An 18,643-nucleotide genomic window follows, 5' to 3' on the forward strand; every position below is an offset into this window, starting at 1 on the left:
TCAGTAAAAGCAAAGCCCCGTGAAATACCAATCAGGGCGGGGCTGGTTCGGTTGCAGCAAGACTTCCCGGATTGCATTGCCTGCGGCAGCGAATAAGCTTTCGCTACGACTCACCGCGACAAAGCGACGGAACGCATGAAACTGTTCTTTGACAGCCGGCAGATGGCCCATCAACCCAAGCAATACATGATCAATGGCAGGATCACCGACCCGCTTGAGAACCCCGCACGCGCCCATACCCTGATCGATGCTCTCGCCGAACTTGGATTGGCGCAGGAAGAGCCGGGCGATGCGGGGCTCGATCCCATCCTTGCCGTGCATGCCGATCACTACGTCGCATTCCTGCAAACCGCCTATGACAGGTTCATGCAACTGCCCAACCACGGGCCGGAGGTTTTGCCCAATGTGAATTCCTATCAGGGCGCCGGCCGGGATTTCGGCGTGCGCGCATGTCCGCGCCCGACAGGCATTCTGGGTCAGGCGGGCTGGTACATCAACGGCCTGTCCTGCGCGATGATGGAGCACACCTACGCGGCTGCCTATGCCTCGGCCCAGACGGCCATTGCCGCCGCCGATGCCGTCCTGAATGGCGCGCGCCAGTCATTCGCCCTTTGCCGCCCGCCCGGCCATCACGCCTATGCGGACCGCGCCGCGGGTTTCTGCTATTTCAACAACGCAGCCATTGTCGCCCAGCATCTGCGCAAGCGCTATGATCGCGTTGCCATCATCGATTTCGACACCCATCACGGCGATGGCACCCAGGCCATTTTCTACACCCGTCACGACGTATTCTTCGGCTCCACCCACACCGATCCATCCAACTACTATCCGCACTACAGCGGCTATGCCGACGAAACGGGAGCCGGCGCGGGCCAGGGTGCCAATCTCAACCTGCCTCTGTCCGAAGGCAGCGGCGATGCCGCATTTATCGACGCCAACCGTCGGCTTGCCGCCGCCGTGGCCGCGCATGGATCGACGGCGCTGGTAATATCGGCGGGTTGGGACGCCCACCACGACGACCCGCTCTCACGCCTGAAGGTGACCACGGACGCCTATGCGGAAATCGGCGCTCTATGGGGGGCTGTCAATCTGCCTGCGGTTATCGTGCAGGAGGGCGGCTATTCGCTGAGCGCCGTTGCCGAAGCGGCTCCCCGCTTCATGGCTGCTTATCGGGCATCGCGGGACAAGCCGTAAACGAAGACATTTCCGCCGTGCTGAGCGGGGACTGGAAAACGTCCGTGCTCCAGCCCCCGGATATCCATACAATTGGGCGTGACCATATAGCGTTCGGCTACCCTGTGTTGTAAACTGAACAGTTGAAAGGTTCGGGGGATTCCTGCCAATCCCGGAAGATATAGACACTACCATCCATTTTTGCCCTCCACGTCATTGCACCGAACGGTTTCAAAAGGAGGCTCTCACCGGAATACAACCTATTCGAATTGTTCAGAATTCAGCTTATTTGACAGCTTACGGTTACCCATGGAAAAAAGTTTAACGCGCTATATCTGGTCGAACACGCGGTTCCAGCAAATATGGATATTGATGGTCGTTGCGGCCTCGATGATCCCGTATTTCCTGTCGTTCGATTTGCCGAAACAGATTGTCAACGGCCCCATACAGGGCACGGGATTCGAAGTGGAAGGCGCAACGCAGACCTTCATGCGCATCCAGTATACGCTGCCTTATTTCGGCAAGGTGATGTTCTTCAAAGGGCTCCAGCTGACGCGCTTCGAAATGCTGATGGCGCTGAGCCTTGTGTTTCTGCTGCTTGTGGTGATCAACGGCCTCTTCAAGCTCTACATCAACACCTATAAGGGCCGGCTCGGCGAGCGCATGTTGCGCCGCATCCGCTTTGAATTGATCGATCGCGTTCTGCGGTTTCCCCCGAGCCAGTTCAAGAGGGTAAAATCGGCCGAAATTGCAACGATGATCAAGGATGAAGTGGAGCCGATGGGCGGTTTCACCGGCGATGCGTTCGTTCAGCCAGCCCTCCTCGGCGGACAGGCCATCACGGCGCTTGTCTTCATCATTCTGCAGAATTTCTGGCTTGGCATGATTGCCGTCGGAATTGTTGCGGTGCAGGGCGTCGTCATTCCGCGCATGCGCAAACGATTGCTGGATCTCGGGCGGCAGCGTCAGCTGACGGCACGCGAACTTTCGGGCCGTGTCGGTGAGATCGTCGATGGTATCGGCACCATTCATGGCAACGACACGTCCAATTATGAGCGCGCGGATATTGCGGCGCGTCTGGGGCTGATCTTCTCCATCCGCTATGATCTTTACCAGTGGAAATTCCTGGTCAAGTTCATCAACAACTTCCTCGCACAGATCACGCCCTTCCTTTTCTATTCCATTGGCGGCGTTCTCGCGCTGCAGGGCCGGCTGGATATCGGCCAGCTGGTTGCGGTCATCAATGCCTATAAGGATTTGCCCGGACCGCTGAAGGAACTGATCGACTGGGATCAGTCGCGCCAGGATGTGCAGGTGAAATATGCGCAGGTCGTCGAGCAGTTCAATGTCGATATGCTTGTCGATCCGCATATCCAGGCGGTTGTGTGCGAACCGGTGGGAAAACTGGAACATTCGCTGAATGCGGTGAACCTCACCCTCTCCGACGATAGCGGCGCACGCCTTGTCGAGCACGTCTCGCTCGAGATCAAACTGGGCGAGACGGTGGCCATCGTCGGTGCAAGCGGCGGTGGCGGTGAGGCGATGGCGGAAGCCTTCGGCCGCCTGATCTGGCCTGATTCCGGCCGTATCACCATTGACGGCACCGATATTCTCGAGCTGCCGGAATCGATCACCGGGCGGCGCATCGCCTATGCCGCCTCCGATGCCTATTTCTTCCACGGGACGCTGCGCGACAACCTTCTCTATGGCCTCAAGCATGCGCCCTTGACCAAGGTCGAATATGACGGGACCAAGGCCGCCAAATACAAATGGAACATCAACGAAGCGCGGCTTGCCGGCAACCCGGACCTTGATCTCAACAGTGACTGGGTCGACTACCAATCTGCCGGCGTCACCGGACCCCAGGATCTTTTCAGGGTCGTGCGGCCGGTGCTCGAAGCGGTCATGATCTCGCAGGACATTGTCGATCTGGCGCTTCGCTCGCAGGTGGACACCGCAACCCATTCCGACCTGACGAGCCGCATCGTCGAACTGCGGCAGGCCCTGCGCAAAACCCTCCAGGATGAAAACCTGGACGGGCTGGTCGTCCCGTTTGAACCGAAGGTCTACAATCCGCAGGCAACCATCGGTGAAAATCTCCTCTTCGGCACGGTGAAGCGGCCGATGATGACCAATCTTCGACTTGCCGCCCATCCCTATTTCCGCGCGATCCTGCGCGAGAGCGGCCTCAATGTCGATCTGTACAAGATGGGTCTGGAAATTGCGGCCAACGCCATCGAACTGTTCGAGGACCTGCCGCCGGACCATCCGTTCTTCCAGCAGCTCACCTTTATGACGGCGGACGATATTCCGGCCTATCAATTGCTGTTGCAGAAGCTGCAGGGACGCGATTTTGACGCCGCCTCGCCCGACGAACGATCGAATATCATCCGCCTGAGTTTTGCTTACATCGAGCCGCGGCACCGCTTCGGTCTGTTGACCGATGAACTCATGGCAAAAATTGTCGAGGCAAGGCTTCGCTTCCACAAGAATTTGCCGGATGATCTCAAGGCCGTCATTGAACGCTACGATCCCAAGAAGTTCATTACTTCGGCTAACCTGATGGACAATGTTCTGTTCGGAAGGATCGGGTACGCGCAGGCCGATGGACCGGATCGGATTCGCGTCATCCTGCGCAACCTCTTCGACGAACTCGGGCTTTATGACAGCGTCTTGTCCATCGGTCTTGATTTTGATGTCGGATCAGGCGGCAAACGCATCACCAATGTGCAAAGACAGAAGCTGAACGTTGCCAGGGCTCTGCTCAAGCGGTCCGACTATGTGATTTTCAATCGCCCGCTGCCTGCACTCGACCAGCGTGTCCAGGATCAGATCACGCGCAATATTATGCAGGATCTGCATGAGGAAGGTCACGCGCCCGCGATTATCTGGGTGCTGGCTAATTCTTCACTGGCAAACCTGTTCGATCGTGTCCTTGTATTCGATCGCGGGGCCTTGGTCGAAGATGGAACACACGCGACTCTTTTGGAGAAAAACGGTATATTCAAAGAGCTGGTATCGTAATACTCTATGTCTGGGTAGAGTGGCACTTGTGGGGTATTGGACGTTCATGCTTCTGAAAGACGAAGTCGAAATGTTGCGGCGGATTCCGCTGTTTTCCGGTGTGGCGCCAGCGAAGCTCAAGCTTCTGGCCTTCACGTCCGATCGCGTCAGCTATCGCGCCGATCAGGCTTTGTTCCGTCAAGGCGACATGGGCGATGCCGCCTACGTTATTCTGTCGGGTACGGCCGAGGTCAGCGTCGATACGCCCAACGGACAGATCAAGGTCGCTGAAGTCGAGCACGATTCCATCGTCGGCGAGATCGCGATCCTTTGCGACGTCCTGCGCACGGCCACGGTTACGGCCTCAACCCCGCTTGAGGCCCTGCGCATCAGCAAGGAGCATTTTCTCAAGCTGCTGAGCGACTATCCCGAGATGACCATCGAAATCATGCGGGTTCTCGCCAGCCGGCTGAGCCATACGACAGCGGAGCTCTCGGAAGAGCGCAGCAAGCACTGACCGGCATTTTTTAAATTATCAGACTTTTTCGATGCTGCCGGTGGCAAGATCGATCCTAAAATGGCGCGACGGCAATCCTGAGAGATAGCAGCCCATCATGCGCACAATCCGGGCAAACTTCTCCTGCGCGCCGCCCATTTCCAATGCATCGGACACGGCAAAAACATCGATCAGGATGTGATAGATGGCCAGTCTTCCCGCTGGTATGCGATCGAGCGCCATTTCGCTGCCCATTCTGAGGCGGTACCAGTCGCCCAGAAATTCCTGCACCGTGATCCCGTCGAAAGACTTGAGGGCAACCTCCCTGCCCGCCAGCAAGGCATCCAGCCTGGCTTTGGTCTCGGCACGCCCGCGCTCGGCATGGACAAGGATGATGGTCGCATCCATATCCACGGGCTGGTCCAACAGGCTGAGTGTGAGCAGGTCACCGAGGGTGAGCAGCGGCAGAGCCCGCGCCATGTCTTTGGGCCACTCGCGCCGCAGGTACCGGTGCACGACCAGCTGATCGACGTGCTCGGAGATGAAGGCCCCGTAATCCGCGGCATCGAGCATCTTTCCGATCTTCTTGCCGGTCAGGTCGATTTCGGTCCGGTACAGGGCGTTCAGGCGCGGATCGATCGCCTGTCGGTCAATCCCGACGGTTTCAACATTGAGGGTCGGCGCCTCGAAGGTGACGACCTTGAACGCGGGCGGAAATGCCACCAGTGACGGCACACCGATATTGATTAGCCAGGACGCATCCTGCGCAACCCTCGCGGTATCATTGACATGCAGGTGGCCGCTGAAATGTATCCTCATCCCGGCATCCATCATCGCGGCGGCAACGTCCGGCAGCGGCATCCGCTTGACCGAGCCCGTGTTACCGATGACCTGCCTTTCATCGTCATGCGTGCTATCCAGGATATCCAGCATTGGGTAGTGCGAGAATGTAAGCAATCTCTTACCTTCCAGCGCCGCCCGCCTCGTGACGTCCTTGATCCATTCGATGACAAACCGCTTGTGCCGCAGCATGGCGTTCCAGCCGGCATTGGTGCTGTCGATGAATGCACCGGAACTGCCGCGCTCGAAATCGCCGTCACGCGGTTCGAAAACATTGGCGTCGATCATCAACAGCCACAGGCCCGCCACCGGCTCGACAAGATAGGATGCATCCATCAGGTGGTATTCGTTGGTGCCGTCGGCCGAACGCACCGGATAGAGCCGCTGCTCCGGCGCATCGTCCGGCCCGAACGGCGTTTCCCAGTGCAGATCGCCCGCGCGGCGAAAGAAACCGAGATCCGGCAGAGCCCGCAATCCCTTGGGATAGCCTGCGCAGAACATCTTGTCCGTTACGACCATCCCGTCCGCATCCTCGTCAATGAATGCGCTGTCACTGGCGACGATGGTGTACGTGCCGTCGGGATTGAGTAGGCGCTTGGCATGATGCCGCCCTTCGGGGCCGAATATGTCGTGGTTTCCCGGAGTAGCGGTAAAGACCAGCCCATGCGCCTCGGTGTAGCCATCCAGCAAATGCCGAAGTGCGTTCAGCGTCGCAACCTGCCCGTCATCGGAATAGTCCCCGAGCAGAACGACCTGCTTGATTCCCCGCTGCACGACCTCGTCCAGGGCCGTGCGCAGGGCAAAATAGCTTTCGTTGAAAACCCGGGTGGAGCGCACCGTATCCGTCAGGCGCCGCGCTGTCATGCGCTGGCCGCCGGCCCCTACCCCGGCAAAATCATAATCGCCGTAAAGATCATGAAAATGGGCATCTGCGATGATGGCGACAGGCGGAAATGCGGATGAGGACATGAATCAGACGTTCCGATGATTTTATACATTTGTATCAGCGATTGTCATAAAGCTTAAAAAACAAATCGCTATCGCCTACATATGCTGAATGGCAGACTTTTATTGCGCACTTAGCCAATAAAACAAAATCCAAGCCTCGCATAACGTCTGCAGTTTGGTTACGATGACCAAAAAAACGGGGAATTGGGTGTGAGAAACGTATGAGTGAAGAGATATTTCGGGTGAAATTCTGGGGAACGCGTGGCAGCGTACCAGTTTCCGGCCCCGAATTTGAACGCTATGGCGGAAACACGTCATGTATCGAAGTGCGTTGCGGTGAACATAGAATGATCTTTGACGGGGGCTCCGGCTTGCGTCAGGCGGGTGATGCCCTGTCGGTGCAAGGCGTCGACCAGATCGATATTATTTTCACCCACAGCCACTATGATCACATTATCGGCCTGCCGTATTTTGCCCCCCTCTACAATCCGATGATGAATGTACGGCTCTGGTCCGGCCACCTCGCGGGAATCATGACCACCCGGGAAATGGTCCGCCAGTTCATGCGGCCGCCCTGGTTTCCCGTCGAGCCGGATATTTGCAAGGCAAGTCTCGGCTTTCGTGATTTCCGCTCCGGTGATGTGCTGACACCGCGCGACGGCGTCACCATCCGGACCGACAGCCTGAACCATCCCGGCGGCTGTATCGGCTATCGCATCGAATGGGCGGGCAAGGTGCTCGCGCTCATTTACGACACGGAACACGAAGCCGGTATCCTCGACCCGGCCGTGCTGCGCCTGATCGATGGCGCCGATCTCGTCGTCTACGACTGCACCTACACGGAAGACGAGATGCCGCGGCGCTTCGGCTATGGCCATTCCACATGGCAGCACGGTGTCAAGCTGGCGGCGGCCGGCAAGATCGGCAAACTGGCGCTCTTCCATCACGCGCCCTCGCGCACTGACGACGAGATCGACGCATTCGAGACATTGGCCAGAGAGCGCTTCAGCGGGACATTTGCCGCCCGCGACGGCCAGGTCATCGATCTCTAACCCCCTGGCTTCTGGCTCTTCATCAGATCAGTAACAGAGAGCCAGCGCCCGCCCGGTGTTCGTGCAACGACCTGAAAGAGCTTGGTCAGGAAAACCCATGCCGACTCGTCGTGAACAAGATGATGGGTCAGAATCCCGATTGGCTCACCGCTTCCGTCAAACCGCAGCCGCAGCTGTTCCACGATGGCGCCGACCAGTTCCGCGTGGTCGCGGCAGCCGCGCGTGCCGTGCCAGTCCATCAGATCGACATGGGTGTTGATCTGCGGCACCGAAGTTTCCACCGGCTTGGCCGGGCCAAACACGGAGAGCGCCTTGAACCCACACGCTTTGAGATAGGGCAGGAGTGCCGCATCAATCCGGTTCCACGGCGGCACAAGAACGGGCACAAACCGATCAGGATACAGTCTGGCGAGCAGCACGCATCCCTCGCGCAATTGCCGCAGCACCAACTCCTGAGGCCGGTCAGGGCCAAGCTCCTGCTTCTTCCGGTCCTTCGGCGCATGGTTTTCATGCGACCAGCCGTGAACCGCAACGCAGATCCGGCGCTCCGCTGCGAGGCGCTCCGCCAGCGCCTCGCCGGTATGGGCTGGTATCACCGCGAGCGTCACCGGCACGTCAAAATCGTTGACCAGGCCGATGAGGCGGTCCAGCGCGGCGGTCGGCTCGACTGCATCGTCATCGCGCAACCAGAATTTTGCACTGCGGCTGGCATGGATCCAGCGCGCGAGTTCCGCCTGCAGAGGCTGCCAGATTGGGTCTTCCGTCATCGGCTCCGTCCCATGAATTGTGTCAGCACAGCATCCAATTGTCGTACCGCATTCTCCAGCGACCGCTCCTCCAGAACAAACCGCCGCGCCCGCGCGCCCATGGACTGCCGCAGATCATTGTCATCCAAAAGGCTGGCGATGGCGGCGGCGTAAGCCGGCACATCATCGTCCCGCGTCAGGAAACCGGTCACACCATCCTCGACCACTTCGGGAACGCCAGCCGTTGCCTGCGCAACAACCGGCAAACCCGCTGCCTGTGCCTCAAGATAGGCGATGCCGTAGGCTTCGCCGCAACCGGGCCAGACGTAAATACCACCCTGACGCAACAACGCGGCAATGTCACCGGCGTTCCGTTGTCCGAGCCACTGGATGCGGTCACCGAAAGCGGCAAACAGCGCCTGCACATCGTTGCGGGCCGGACCGTCGCCGACAATCGTCAGGGTCCAGGGCCGTCCGACAATCCGTGACAGAGCCTTGGCCAGCATTTCATAGCTGCGGAACTTGTCACCCGGCCGCATCATCGCCACGGTGACCAGCCGATGCGGATTATGCCCGATGCTGCTCTCACGAAAAGCCGCGGTATCGATAAACGGTTGCAACCGGGCTAGGCGCGCGCCGGGAATATTGCTTGCGAGCCCATCCATGTCGCGTTGCGTAAAACACAGGTTGACCGCTGCCGCGCGCACCGCTTCCGCCACGAGAATTTGCGTCCCGGCCCAGCCAAGCGCATTGCGGCGCGGCGAATAGGATGCTTCCGCGGTGATGTAGGCAATATCCATCGCCGCCGCCATGACGGGGCCGATCAGGTCCGGCGCCTTGTAATAGGGGTGATAACAGAACCAGAGATCGGGTTTTCGTCCGGTCTGCCAGAGGCCTGCGAGGCGCTCAATCTCGGCGCGCGCCGCCGCGGCGATGGGTTCGCGCTCTTCGATTGCGGGCGATGCGCTGAAGCTGCGCAGCTCCGACACGACTTCGACCTGGTGTCCGGCTTTGCGCAGCGCTGACATGAGCAGCCGAGCCATCTCACGATCGCCCGACGGCGTCGCGTGATTGGGTGATTTCAAGGGCGCGTAAAAGGCAACCTGCATGCGCACGCAATCCAGTATTTCACAATCGTTTCAACCATTTCGGCGAACGCTTGCCGATTCCGGCAAATCTATAGCCGGTTCCTGACGTCTGACACTAACAATCTTTTGATCTGTACCGCCATGATTGTTTGTCAAAAAGCCATCATTGCGCTTGATCGCTCGCCTCCCGCTCGCCAAATCAGATGGGCTCGCATAAGCTTTGCACGGCGACGGACGACAGGGGAAACCATATGGCTGACAAGATGCGGGAATTGATGCGGTATTCATGACGATAACAACGATAGCACCCATGCTTTCCGAGCGGTCCCTGCGCAGGGCGCGGCTGGCATCGGGCTTGATCATGCTCACATTCCTGACCTTGCATCTGACCAATCATGCGCTCAACCTCATCTCGCTTGCCGCCGCCGAGGAAGGACGCCGATGGTTTCTCGCCATCTGGCGCAATCCCGTCGGCACCACCCTTTTCTACGGCGCTGCGGTCACGCATGTCATGCTCGCGATGCGGTCACTCTACCTGCGACGGACGTTCTACATGCCGGTGGGTGAAGCGCTGCAGATCATTCTGGGGCTGGTGATCCCGCTGCTCATCATCGACCACGTGGTCGGCACGCGCATCCGCCATGAGCTATCCAACTACTACGACAGCTACGAAGCGATCATACGCGGTTTCTGGATCACCTCGCCCTTCAACGGCGTCAAGCAGACCCTCGCCCTGATCGTCATCTGGTGCCACGGCTGCATCGGCATCTATTTCTGGCTGCGCTACCGGCAATGGTATCAAAGCGCTGCACCGGTGCTGTTGACCGTCGCCATCCTGTTGCCGGTGCTCGCCCTGCTTGGTTTTGCCAATACCGGCCGGACCATCGCCAACATGTCGCCCGCCTCGGGCTACGGCGAGTTCCCTTCATCGGGCTATCAGGGTCACAAGAACTTCAATGCCACGCGCTACGCCTCCCCGGCCGAACGCGCCGAGGTCAAGCAAGACGAGTTTCTGATCAAGACCGGATTGTATGGCGCCTTTGGCGGCGGGCTGGCGCTGGTTGTCGCCTTGCGAATCCGCCGCCGCTGGCGCGAGCGCGCGACCCAGATTGAAATCCGCTATGCCGATGGCGAAAGCGTGCGCGTTCCCCTCGGGTTCAGCGTCCTTGAAGCCAGCCGCCTCGGCGGCATACCGCATTACGCGGTCTGCGGCGGCAAAGGCCGGTGTTCGACCTGCCGCGTCCAGGTTCTGGAGGGTGCCGAGACGCTGCCACCGCCCGAACCGATCGAGCAGACCACCCTCACCCGCATCGGGGCGGATTATGGCGTGCGTCTCGCCTGCCAGTTGCATCCAACCGCCAATATCAGTGTTGCACCGCTTCTCGTGCCCAGTCTTGAAAGCATCGTGCCGGCAGGCAGCCAGCAGGCGAGCCCCGGACGGGAGCGCGAAATCGCCATCCTGTTTTGCGATATCCGCAGCTTCACCATGCTGACGGAAGCCCGGCTGCCCTACGATATCGTTTTCCTGCTCAACCGGTACTTCGCCATCGTCGGCCAGGCCGTCGAGCGTTCGGGAGGACGGCTCGACAAATTCATCGGCGATGGGGCAATGGCGCTGTTTGGCCTGACGGGTTCTGCCGCCGACGGTTGCAAGAACGCGTTGAAGGCGGCTGCCATCATCGTCAAGGAAATCGAACGGCTGAACGATGAACTGGCGGGTGAGTTGAGCATGCCCTTGCGCGTTGCCATCGGCATTCACACCGGTCCGGCCATTGTCGGCGCGATGGGGTACGGGGCGGTGAAGAGCCTGACCGCGATTGGCGACACCGTCAATGTCGCCAGCCGGCTGGAAGCCGTTGCGAAGGAATTCGACGTGACCCTCGTGGTTTCAGAACCGGTCGTCACCCTCGCCGCTTCCGATACCGCAGGGCTTGAGGTCAGGGATGTTGCCATTCGCGGGCGGGCGCTTCCGCTTCGGGTCTACATTGTTCCGCAGGAAAGCAGCATTCGTTTCGGGTAAAGCGCGCGGCGCATGCCCTTTGGCGCGGGATCAGCGGCGGCGATAAAGGAAGTAACGTCCCGGCTTGACGCTGATGGGCAAGGGAAGCAGGTCAAGCGCGGGATGATCCAGCGCCAGGCCACTGGCGACGATACCGTGACGGGCCAGCAGCCCAGCGGCCAGCTGCGGCAGCCATGTCTGGGTAATGGCATCCTGGTCCGGATAGCCCGTGCCGATGTCCGCATGCACCAGGGCCGCGTCGATGCCGAGAAAGCTTTGCGCAGTTTCCCTGATTTCCCCGATAATCATGTTTTCCGGATCGGGCGTGGAAGCCTTGTAGGCATGGGATGCCCGATCAAACGCAATGATCCGCCGATCCGGAAACCGCTCGCGCAAATGATCGTAGGTGCGGCCATTGCCGAGACCCAGCTCCAGCACCGGCCCCGGCAGTTCCCTGACCGTGTCGCTGATATGGTTGAGAACATCGCGCTGGGCCGTCACGCGGCGGATGAAGCTGTCAAGACGGCTCATGATGATCGGGTATCCACTGTCAATTCACTACAGGCTTGGCTTAGCAGGCCGACGCAGCCGGGTCGACCGCGCCAGGCGACATATCCGGTAGATTCTTTTTGATCGCTTCGGGCGGAACCACCCTCGAATCCCCCGCTTGCCGCCGCCTCGAAGGCGCCTCTTCAAATCGCATTTTCTTTAACTTGACTCTTTTTCTCAAGTTCTTGTATAGCTGCACTCGCGATAGTTGCAAAGCTGGATATTTCAAAATTTGAAATATTTCTGGCCGTATCTCATGTTGCCATGAGCGGCAATACAATCATATGCAAAAAAGAATAAAGATCATGCCAAAAGAAAAGAGTCTTCATGATGAAAATGTTCTTATTGATGCACTGGTTAAATACAAAAATAAACTGATAGCTATTGCCGAAAGTGTATTGCACTCCCATGCACAGGCGGAAGATATATTTCATGACGCCATCGTCAAAGCTTGCACCATGCAGACAAATTGCATTCATTGTCCGGTCGGATATGCCTGCCGCATGGTCTATAATCTTGCGCTCGATGAGGCGCGGAAGCGGCAATACGAGAAGAAGAATCTCATGCCGATGGACGGCGTGGATTCCGTGCCTGCGCCGTGCGTCAACGCGCTTGATTGTATCGTGATGACGGAAGCGCTCAACCGGGTCATGACCTCATTGAACGACCTGCCCAAGCGCACCCACGACGCGTTCATCCGCCACCGCATCGAAGGTGTGCCGCAGAAGGACATTGCCGAAGAACTGGGCGTCTCGCGCACCCTGGTGAACTTCATGATCAAGGATGCCCACCGCTACTGCGAGCAATCACTTAAAGTCGCCTAGCCGTCTTGCGCGGGCGCAGGAGCAGCAGCGCAAACACCGAACCGCCCAGAAGCGTCGCGATCAATCCCGTCGGCAATTGCCACGGGAAATACGCCGTGCGGCCGATGAAATCCGCGACCGCCATCAACAACGCGCCAAACAGAGCCGTACCGAGAAGATGCGGAAATCCGCGAGTCAGTCCGATGCGCTGGGCAAGGTGCGGCGCCATCAGACCGACAAAGCTCAACGGCCCGACGACGAGCGTCGCGACGGCCGTCAACAGGGCGGCAAAACCGAGGATAAGGATGCGGAATGTCCTGACATTGACGCCATGGGAATGGGCGGACATTTCGCCCAGCGCAAAATGCTGCAAGGGCCGCAGGAAGACCGGCACCACCGCCATTGCCGCTACAGCGCAGATCAGCGAGATGACCGCCGCGGTGCCGGTGACACTGTAGGTCGATCCCGTCATCCAGCTGATCAGCGACATGGCGCGCGGATCGCCCGATGCCAGGATGACTGAAATCAGCGCCGTCAGGAACGCACTCAGCGAGACGCCGATAATGAGGAACTGGTTGCCCGACTGCGCTTTGCGCCAGCTCATGGCAAACAGCGCCACAAGCACGGCGGATGCGCCGAGAAAACCGCCCAGCAACCTGCTGATATAATCGGGCTGCGCCACGACAAACAGGACGCACAGCAGCCCAAAGGCCGTACCCGCGCTGACGCCGAGCACCTCGGGGCTGGCCATGGAATTGCCGGTCAGCCGCTGCAGCAGGCTGCCGGCAAGCGCCAGCATGGTTCCGGCAGACAGCGCCGCAATCAGCCGGGGCAGCCGCCACGGCAGCAGGGAGTCCAGCATGGCGCCGGTATGAATGGCCCAGGCCGTATCGATGCCGCGGCCGACAAAGACGGCGGTAACACAGGCAAGCAGCAGCAGACCGGCAAGCGCGGTCAGGATCAGCGCCGGATGCCGACTCCTGCGCACAGGCGATGCAGCGGCTGTCGGCTGCCCCGCGGCCTTGCGGCGCAACATGACGATCAGCAATGCCGGCACCCCGATCAGTGCCGTTACGGCGCCGGTCGGCAGCAGGATGCCGGTCACGGCCGCCTGCATCTGCAGCAGCTGGTCGATCAGGACAAGCAGCCCCGCACCGACAAGGGGCGCGACGATCAGCCGGTCCTTGATGCGCCGCGCGCCGATCGCCCGGGCAATGGCCGGCGAGGCAAGGCCGAGGAAGCCGATGATGCCGACCACGCTCACGGTGAATGTCGTCAATGCGACGGCAACCACGAGGGTCAAGGCACGCGTGGTTTGAAGCTTCATGCCGAGCCCCTGCGCCGCGTCGCCGAGGGTCAGCACATTCAGTTGTCGGGCGAGAAGAAACGCCAGAAACGTGAAGCAAGCGATTTTTGGCAGGAGCGCGCTCACATCGCGCCAGTCGTTCTGATTGAGCGAACCGCCACCCCAGACGAACAGGCCGGCGAGATAATGATTGTTCATCAGCACCAGAATGGTCGTGATTGCGGTGCAGTAAAGCCCCATGACGAGACCCGCCAGGATGACGGTGACAGGCTGGAACTGGAAACGCCACGCCACAGCAAAGACGATGGCCATGGCCGCGAACCCGCCAATGGCCGTGGTGAGGTCCCGGCTCCAGCCAAGCAAGGCCGGAAACCACAGGATCGCCACGCCAAGCGCCAGTTGCGCCCCGGCCTCGATACCCAGCGTCGAGGGCGATGCCAGCGGATTGCGCAGCACATGCTGGAATAGCGTGCCGGACAGCCCGAGGGCAAAGCCGCAGACGACGGACATGGCCAGACGCGGCAGCAGGCTGTAGTGCAGGAGAACCGCCTCACCGTCGCTTGCCGGCGGAGGCAGGAAAACGGCATCAGGACCGAGCTTGCCGATCATCGGCCACAGATTGAAAGCAGCAACGCCGAGCGCAACCAGCCACAGGGCACCTGTCCAGATCAGACGTTGGGATGACGAAGTACGTAACATCTAGACTTTTACCTCCGCCAGAAGACGGGCGAAGCGGGAGACCGACGGCAAGGCGCCGAACATCAGCACACTGGCCATGCGCTCGGCATGGCCCCTTTGAACAAAGGGCATGGCTTGCCATAGAGGACTTCCCGCCAAGCCGGCCAGAACATCCGGCGGAACCGGATCCATGTAGAAAATGCGGCTGTCGCCAATGGCAATGAGATCGGCAAGCCCGGCATCGCTGAAACCCCATTCATTGGTTCGCCTCGTCCAGGCATTGTGCAGGTCGAGCCGGTCGAGAACGTCCTGAAAGATACCGCCAGGGCCATACACCCGAATGTTGCGGGCATCCAAAAACGTCATGATGGCCAGTTTCTGCTCGGCGAGACGCCGGGTTGCCGCCTTTGCCGCCAGCAGCTCCCGCTCGGTGCGGTCAATCAGGGCCTGCGCTTCCTGCGGCTGCCCGACAATCTGCCCAAGCTCCAGCGTTGCAGCAACGATGTGCGGATATGGCGAGGATCCGAGTGCATGGATGGGAAAGGATTTAACCGGCGCGATTGTCTCGAGCTGTGGCCTGATCCATTCGAGATAGGGTGTCGAAATGATCAGATCGGGCTGCAGCAGCTGCAGCATTTCCATGTTGATCTCATAGTTCGAACCGACATTGGCAATGCCCGGCGGCAGGGTCGGCTCCATGACCCAGTCATACCAGCCCTGTGTGTCGATCAGGCCAACGGGCGGCGAGCCGAATTCGATCAGCGTCTGCGCCAGACCGTAGTCCAGCGAAATGATGCGCGGCGTCGCAGCCCTGGCAGCACGCGCGAGCAGCGGCGATGCGAGCAGAAGGCTTGAGCCGAACAGAAAATCGCGGCGGCGCAGCGCGGCCATCATCAGAATCCCGATCCTTAGAGAACGTAGCTTATGGGCGACTGTGTTTCCGGATGGCGGAAAATACCCATGCGGACCCCGTAAATGGCGTTGAGCTTGTCGGCCGTGATCAGCGCATCGGTCTCGTCATGGGCCACAAGCCTGCCGCCCGACAGGGCGATCAACCTGTCGCAGAAGCGCGCGGCCATGTTGATATCGTGCAGGACGATCAGCACCGAGCGATCATGCTCATGCGCCAGCATGCGGATGAGGCTCATCACTTCGATCTGGTGGTTGATATCGAGCGCCGAGATCGGCTCATCCAGCAGAAGACATTCCGTATCCTGCGCAATGAGCATGGCGAGAAAGGCGCGTTGCCGTTCGCCGCCGGACAGCGTGTCCACGATACGGTCGGCAAACGGTGTCAGTCCCGTCAACTCCAGGGCTTCGGACACTTTGGTGCGGTCGGTGAGCGAGAAGCGGCCAAGCGCCCCGTGCCAGGGATAACGCCCGAGCGAAACCACTTCCCTGACCGTCATGCCATCGGTGTCCGGCGTCTGCTGCGGCAGATAGGCAACCTTCCTGGCATAGTCCTTTGGGCGGAACGAGGCGAGCGGCTGACCGTGATAGTCAGCCTGCCCCCGCGTCGGCGCCTGGAACCGGGCCAGGATTTTCAGCAGCGTCGACTTGCCGGAACCGTTATGGCCCAGAATGCCGACCACCTCCCCTTTCGGAACGTCCAGTGTCAGTGGATGAAGCAGGGTTCTTCCGTCGATATCGAAACCAACACCCCTGAGGGAAAAGGACGTTCCGTTCATTTGATATTTGACCTTAGAATTTGACCGACAAGGTACCCTTGATCGTCCGGCCTTCGCCGTAGATACACATCGGTGCATTGTCATAGTCGGTCGAGCAGGTGGAATAGTAACCCTTGTCAAAGAGATTGCTGACCTTGAGCGCGCCCTTCCATCCATTCTTCTCATAGCTGACGGCCGCATCGACCAGCGTATAGTCAGGAACGTTCACCTGCTTGCCACTGGCACCGCTGCCGACGGAACTGCCGACATAGCGTATTCCGGAGCCGATGTTCAGCCCCTGAAGCAGGCCGGAGTCAAAGGTGTACTTGGCCCAGAGCGAGGCCTGGTTCTTGGGCACCATCGGCGTGCGGTTGCCGACTTCGGGCAGAGAACTGGCCGTGATTTCAGCGTCGAGATAGGTGTAGCTACCTGTCAGGCTGACATTGTGGAAAAGATCAACGGTGGATTCGAACTCAAAGCCGCGATGGCGCACTTCTTCGATCTGGCGATATGCACCGTCGCTGACAAAGGCCAGTACATTGGTTTTCGTGATGTCGAACAAGGCAGCGGTGAAATGCGCCGGCATGAAATCGGGATCATACTTGACGCCGACCTCGTATTGCCGCGCCTTTGACGGCGCATAAGGGGAACCGGTCAGGGCATCCTGGCCGATATTGGTCACGAACGAGGTGGAGTAGCTCGCATAGGGTGTGATGCCATTGTCGAAGAGATAGCCGAGGCCGACATTGCCGGTGAAGGCATTGTCCGATGTATCCGTTCTCGTATTGCTCAGGCGGTCATCCGTCTTTTCCTCGAACCAGGACTGGCGCCCGCCGAGATTGAGCAGCCAGCGATCGTTGATCTTGGTCTGTGTCTGCGCATAGATGCCAACTTGGTCTGTCGTGGTCTTCCGGTCGACAATCGTTCCCGGCATCGGCACATCGATGCCATAGACCGGGTTCTCGAAATTGAGACCGGGTCCGGGTGCATATCCGTTGTGACCGTCAACCGTGTAGCGGCTGTAGTCGACGCCCATCAACAGCGTGTTCTTGATATGATCGGACTGGTAGTCGTACTGCGCACTGTTGTCGACGCTGAAGATGGTCGCCGTTTCATCAACCGTGAAGGCGGCTCTGCCCAGGGTCTGCTCATCCAGCATCTGGGTGTAATACAGGTGACGGTAATCCGTGTCCTGCGAGGTGTAGCGAAGGTTCTGGCGAACCGTCCAGGCATCGTTGAAACGATGTTCGAAGGAATAGCCGATCGAGCCATGATTGGCGTTGAAGCGGTCAAAATCCGGATCCGATGTTGTGAAGCTGCGCGAGAACTTCGGCAGGTTGGGATGAAGCGGGCTCGCAACAGGCAGGAACGTATTGGGCGGAAGCTTATCCCACTGATAGTTGGCGAAGACCGTCAGAGAGGTGTCGGCGCTGGGAGACCAGGTGATCGCCGGTGCAATGAACACGCGGTTGTTCTTGGAAAAATCAATCGCCTCATGCCCCTCGCGGAACAGACCGGTCAGGCGGTAGGTCCACACGCCTTCCTTGTCCAGCGGACCGCCGGCATCGAGACCGACTTCATAGGTATTGTGCGAGCCGTAGCCGGCATAGGCACTGTACAGCGGGTCCTTGGTTGGCCGCTTGGTGGTCAGGTTCACCAGACCATCGGCACCGTTCTGACCATAGAGTACCGAGGCCGCCCCTTTGATGATCTCAATACGCTCAAGTCCGTAGGGCTCGGCCTTGAAGCCGGAGAAATCAATGGTCCGCTGTGGCAGCCCGTCGCGAGACACCGCATAAGGGCCGACGTCGAAACCACGGATCATGAATTGATTATAGCGTTCGTCAACACCCCAGGGCGAACTGGTTACCCCCGCCGTATAGGCCAGCGCATCCTCGATTCGCTGCGACGGACGGTCATCCAGCTGCTCGCGCGTGATAATGGAAACTGAACGGGGAACTTCGCGCAGCGGCGTGCTCGTCTTTGTTCCAGTCAAGGTGCTGTTGGCGAGATAACCATTGCCGGGACCGGTGGCATCGTCGCCGCTGTTGATGACAATCGGATTGAGCTCGATGGTCGGCGCCTGCTGTGCATAGGCGAGATTGGCAGTCATGAGCGTTGCCAGCGATGTGGTCATCAGCAGACGTTTGTGCGAACGCTGCTTGCGCCCGGCTGAATTGACCCCGTTCCAAATCATCGTCCTGCAACCCCGCATGACCAAACCCCCGTTAAAACCCTGAGACTATTCGATATTTAATATGAGTATTATTCTCATATTCAAAACATGACTACATT

The 18,643-nt window shown here is 59.2% G+C and carries 14 protein-coding genes; 6 read left to right on the forward strand and 8 right to left on the reverse strand.

The window, feature by feature from the left end:
* Positions 1-135 precede the first annotated feature (135 nt).
* From ACZ25R_RS02670 to ACZ25R_RS02680, 3 genes are all read left to right on the forward strand, one after another.
* Positions 136-1,194, forward strand: a complete 1,059-nt coding sequence (locus ACZ25R_RS02670; RefSeq protein WP_472459950.1) for a histone deacetylase family protein — start codon at positions 136-138, stop codon at positions 1,192-1,194.
* Positions 1,195-1,482: 288 nt separating this feature from the next.
* On the forward strand, positions 1,483-4,197 hold the full coding sequence (locus tag ACZ25R_RS02675) for an ABC transporter transmembrane domain-containing protein (protein ID WP_472459951.1): 2,715 nt from the start codon (positions 1,483-1,485) through the stop codon (positions 4,195-4,197).
* 46 nt (positions 4,198-4,243) lie between these two features.
* A complete protein-coding gene (locus ACZ25R_RS02680; protein WP_105733445.1) occupies positions 4,244-4,693 on the forward strand; it encodes a cyclic nucleotide-binding domain-containing protein in 450 nt (149 codons plus the stop codon).
* A gap of 18 nt (positions 4,694-4,711) precedes the next feature.
* Here ACZ25R_RS02680 and ACZ25R_RS02685 read toward each other — a convergent pair whose 3' ends face one another.
* Positions 4,712-6,481, reverse strand: a complete 1,770-nt coding sequence (locus ACZ25R_RS02685; protein WP_472459952.1) for a metallophosphoesterase — start codon at positions 6,479-6,481, stop codon at positions 4,712-4,714.
* A gap of 200 nt (positions 6,482-6,681) precedes the next feature.
* Between ACZ25R_RS02685 and ACZ25R_RS02690 the strand changes: the two genes are divergently transcribed.
* Positions 6,682-7,512 (forward strand): MBL fold metallo-hydrolase, encoded by an 831-nt coding sequence (locus tag ACZ25R_RS02690; protein WP_472459953.1) that lies wholly within the window; start codon positions 6,682-6,684, stop codon positions 7,510-7,512.
* Here ACZ25R_RS02690 and ACZ25R_RS02695 read toward each other — a convergent pair.
* Both ACZ25R_RS02695 and ACZ25R_RS02700 read right to left on the reverse strand, forming a co-directional pair.
* On the reverse strand, positions 7,509-8,279 hold the full coding sequence (locus ACZ25R_RS02695; protein ID WP_472459954.1) for a polysaccharide deacetylase family protein: 771 nt from the start codon (positions 8,277-8,279) through the stop codon (positions 7,509-7,511). The genes ACZ25R_RS02690 and ACZ25R_RS02695 overlap by 4 nt on opposite strands.
* Positions 8,276-9,367, reverse strand: a complete 1,092-nt coding sequence (locus tag ACZ25R_RS02700) for a glycosyltransferase family 4 protein (protein ID WP_472459955.1) — start codon at positions 9,365-9,367, stop codon at positions 8,276-8,278. Before ACZ25R_RS02700 ends, ACZ25R_RS02695 begins: the two co-directional genes overlap by 4 nt.
* Positions 9,368-9,632: 265 nt before the next feature.
* On the opposite strand from ACZ25R_RS02700, the gene ACZ25R_RS02705 reads away from it, so the two are divergent.
* Positions 9,633-11,366, forward strand: a complete 1,734-nt coding sequence (locus ACZ25R_RS02705) for an adenylate/guanylate cyclase domain-containing protein (protein WP_472459956.1) — start codon at positions 9,633-9,635, stop codon at positions 11,364-11,366.
* A 30-nt stretch (positions 11,367-11,396) separates the two neighbouring features.
* Here ACZ25R_RS02705 and ACZ25R_RS02710 read toward each other — a convergent pair whose 3' ends face one another.
* Positions 11,397-11,876, reverse strand: coding sequence for a class I SAM-dependent methyltransferase (locus ACZ25R_RS02710; protein ID WP_472459957.1), 480 nt, complete (start codon positions 11,874-11,876; stop codon positions 11,397-11,399).
* A gap of 323 nt (positions 11,877-12,199) precedes the next feature.
* Here ACZ25R_RS02710 and ACZ25R_RS02715 point away from each other — a divergent pair, with 323 nt between their 5' ends.
* Positions 12,200-12,718 (forward strand): sigma-70 family RNA polymerase sigma factor, encoded by a 519-nt coding sequence (locus tag ACZ25R_RS02715; RefSeq protein WP_472459958.1) that lies wholly within the window; start codon positions 12,200-12,202, stop codon positions 12,716-12,718.
* Here the strand turns inward: ACZ25R_RS02715 and fhuB are convergent.
* From fhuB to ACZ25R_RS02735, 4 genes are read right to left on the reverse strand one after another with little or no spacing between them, the layout of a single operon-like run.
* Positions 12,705-14,702, reverse strand: a complete 1,998-nt coding sequence (fhuB, locus tag ACZ25R_RS02720; RefSeq protein WP_472459959.1) for a Fe(3+)-hydroxamate ABC transporter permease FhuB — start codon at positions 14,700-14,702, stop codon at positions 12,705-12,707. The two genes, ACZ25R_RS02715 and fhuB, sit on opposite strands and share 14 nt — an antisense overlap.
* On the reverse strand, positions 14,703-15,572 hold the full coding sequence (locus ACZ25R_RS02725) for an ABC transporter substrate-binding protein (protein ID WP_472459960.1): 870 nt from the start codon (positions 15,570-15,572) through the stop codon (positions 14,703-14,705). It lies immediately after the preceding gene.
* Positions 15,573-15,589: 17 nt separating this feature from the next.
* A complete protein-coding gene (locus ACZ25R_RS02730; protein WP_472459961.1) occupies positions 15,590-16,369 on the reverse strand; it encodes an ATP-binding cassette domain-containing protein in 780 nt (259 codons plus the stop codon).
* 13 nt (positions 16,370-16,382) lie between these two features.
* Positions 16,383-18,545 (reverse strand): TonB-dependent siderophore receptor, encoded by a 2,163-nt coding sequence (locus ACZ25R_RS02735; protein WP_464664507.1) that lies wholly within the window; start codon positions 18,543-18,545, stop codon positions 16,383-16,385.
* Between the last annotated feature and the right edge of the window lie 98 nt (positions 18,546-18,643).

Source organism: Phyllobacterium sp. RCAM01083 (assembly GCF_055685835.1).

Coding starts and splice junctions, on each gene's coding strand:
- ACZ25R_RS02735 (WP_464664507.1), bottom strand. CDS start 18,545: ATGATTTGGAACGGGGTCAATTCAGCCGGGCGCAAGCAGCGTTCGCAC.
- ACZ25R_RS02680 (WP_105733445.1), top strand. CDS start 4,244: ATGCTTCTGAAAGACGAAGTCGAAATGTTGCGGCGGATTCCGCTGTTT.
- fhuB (WP_472459959.1), bottom strand. CDS start 14,702: ATGTTACGTACTTCGTCATCCCAACGTCTGATCTGGACAGGTGCCCTG.
- ACZ25R_RS02685 (WP_472459952.1), bottom strand. CDS start 6,481: ATGTCCTCATCCGCATTTCCGCCTGTCGCCATCATCGCAGATGCCCAT.
- ACZ25R_RS02715 (WP_472459958.1), top strand. CDS start 12,200: ATGCCAAAAGAAAAGAGTCTTCATGATGAAAATGTTCTTATTGATGCA.
- ACZ25R_RS02675 (WP_472459951.1), top strand. CDS start 1,483: ATGGAAAAAAGTTTAACGCGCTATATCTGGTCGAACACGCGGTTCCAG.
- ACZ25R_RS02710 (WP_472459957.1), bottom strand. CDS start 11,876: ATGAGCCGTCTTGACAGCTTCATCCGCCGCGTGACGGCCCAGCGCGAT.
- ACZ25R_RS02695 (WP_472459954.1), bottom strand. CDS start 8,279: ATGACGGAAGACCCAATCTGGCAGCCTCTGCAGGCGGAACTCGCGCGC.
- ACZ25R_RS02700 (WP_472459955.1), bottom strand. CDS start 9,367: ATGCAGGTTGCCTTTTACGCGCCCTTGAAATCACCCAATCACGCGACG.
- ACZ25R_RS02670 (WP_472459950.1), top strand. CDS start 136: ATGAAACTGTTCTTTGACAGCCGGCAGATGGCCCATCAACCCAAGCAA.
- ACZ25R_RS02705 (WP_472459956.1), top strand. CDS start 9,633: ATGACGATAACAACGATAGCACCCATGCTTTCCGAGCGGTCCCTGCGC.
- ACZ25R_RS02730 (WP_472459961.1), bottom strand. CDS start 16,369: ATGAACGGAACGTCCTTTTCCCTCAGGGGTGTTGGTTTCGATATCGAC.
- ACZ25R_RS02725 (WP_472459960.1), bottom strand. CDS start 15,572: ATGGCCGCGCTGCGCCGCCGCGATTTTCTGTTCGGCTCAAGCCTTCTG.
- ACZ25R_RS02690 (WP_472459953.1), top strand. CDS start 6,682: ATGAGTGAAGAGATATTTCGGGTGAAATTCTGGGGAACGCGTGGCAGC.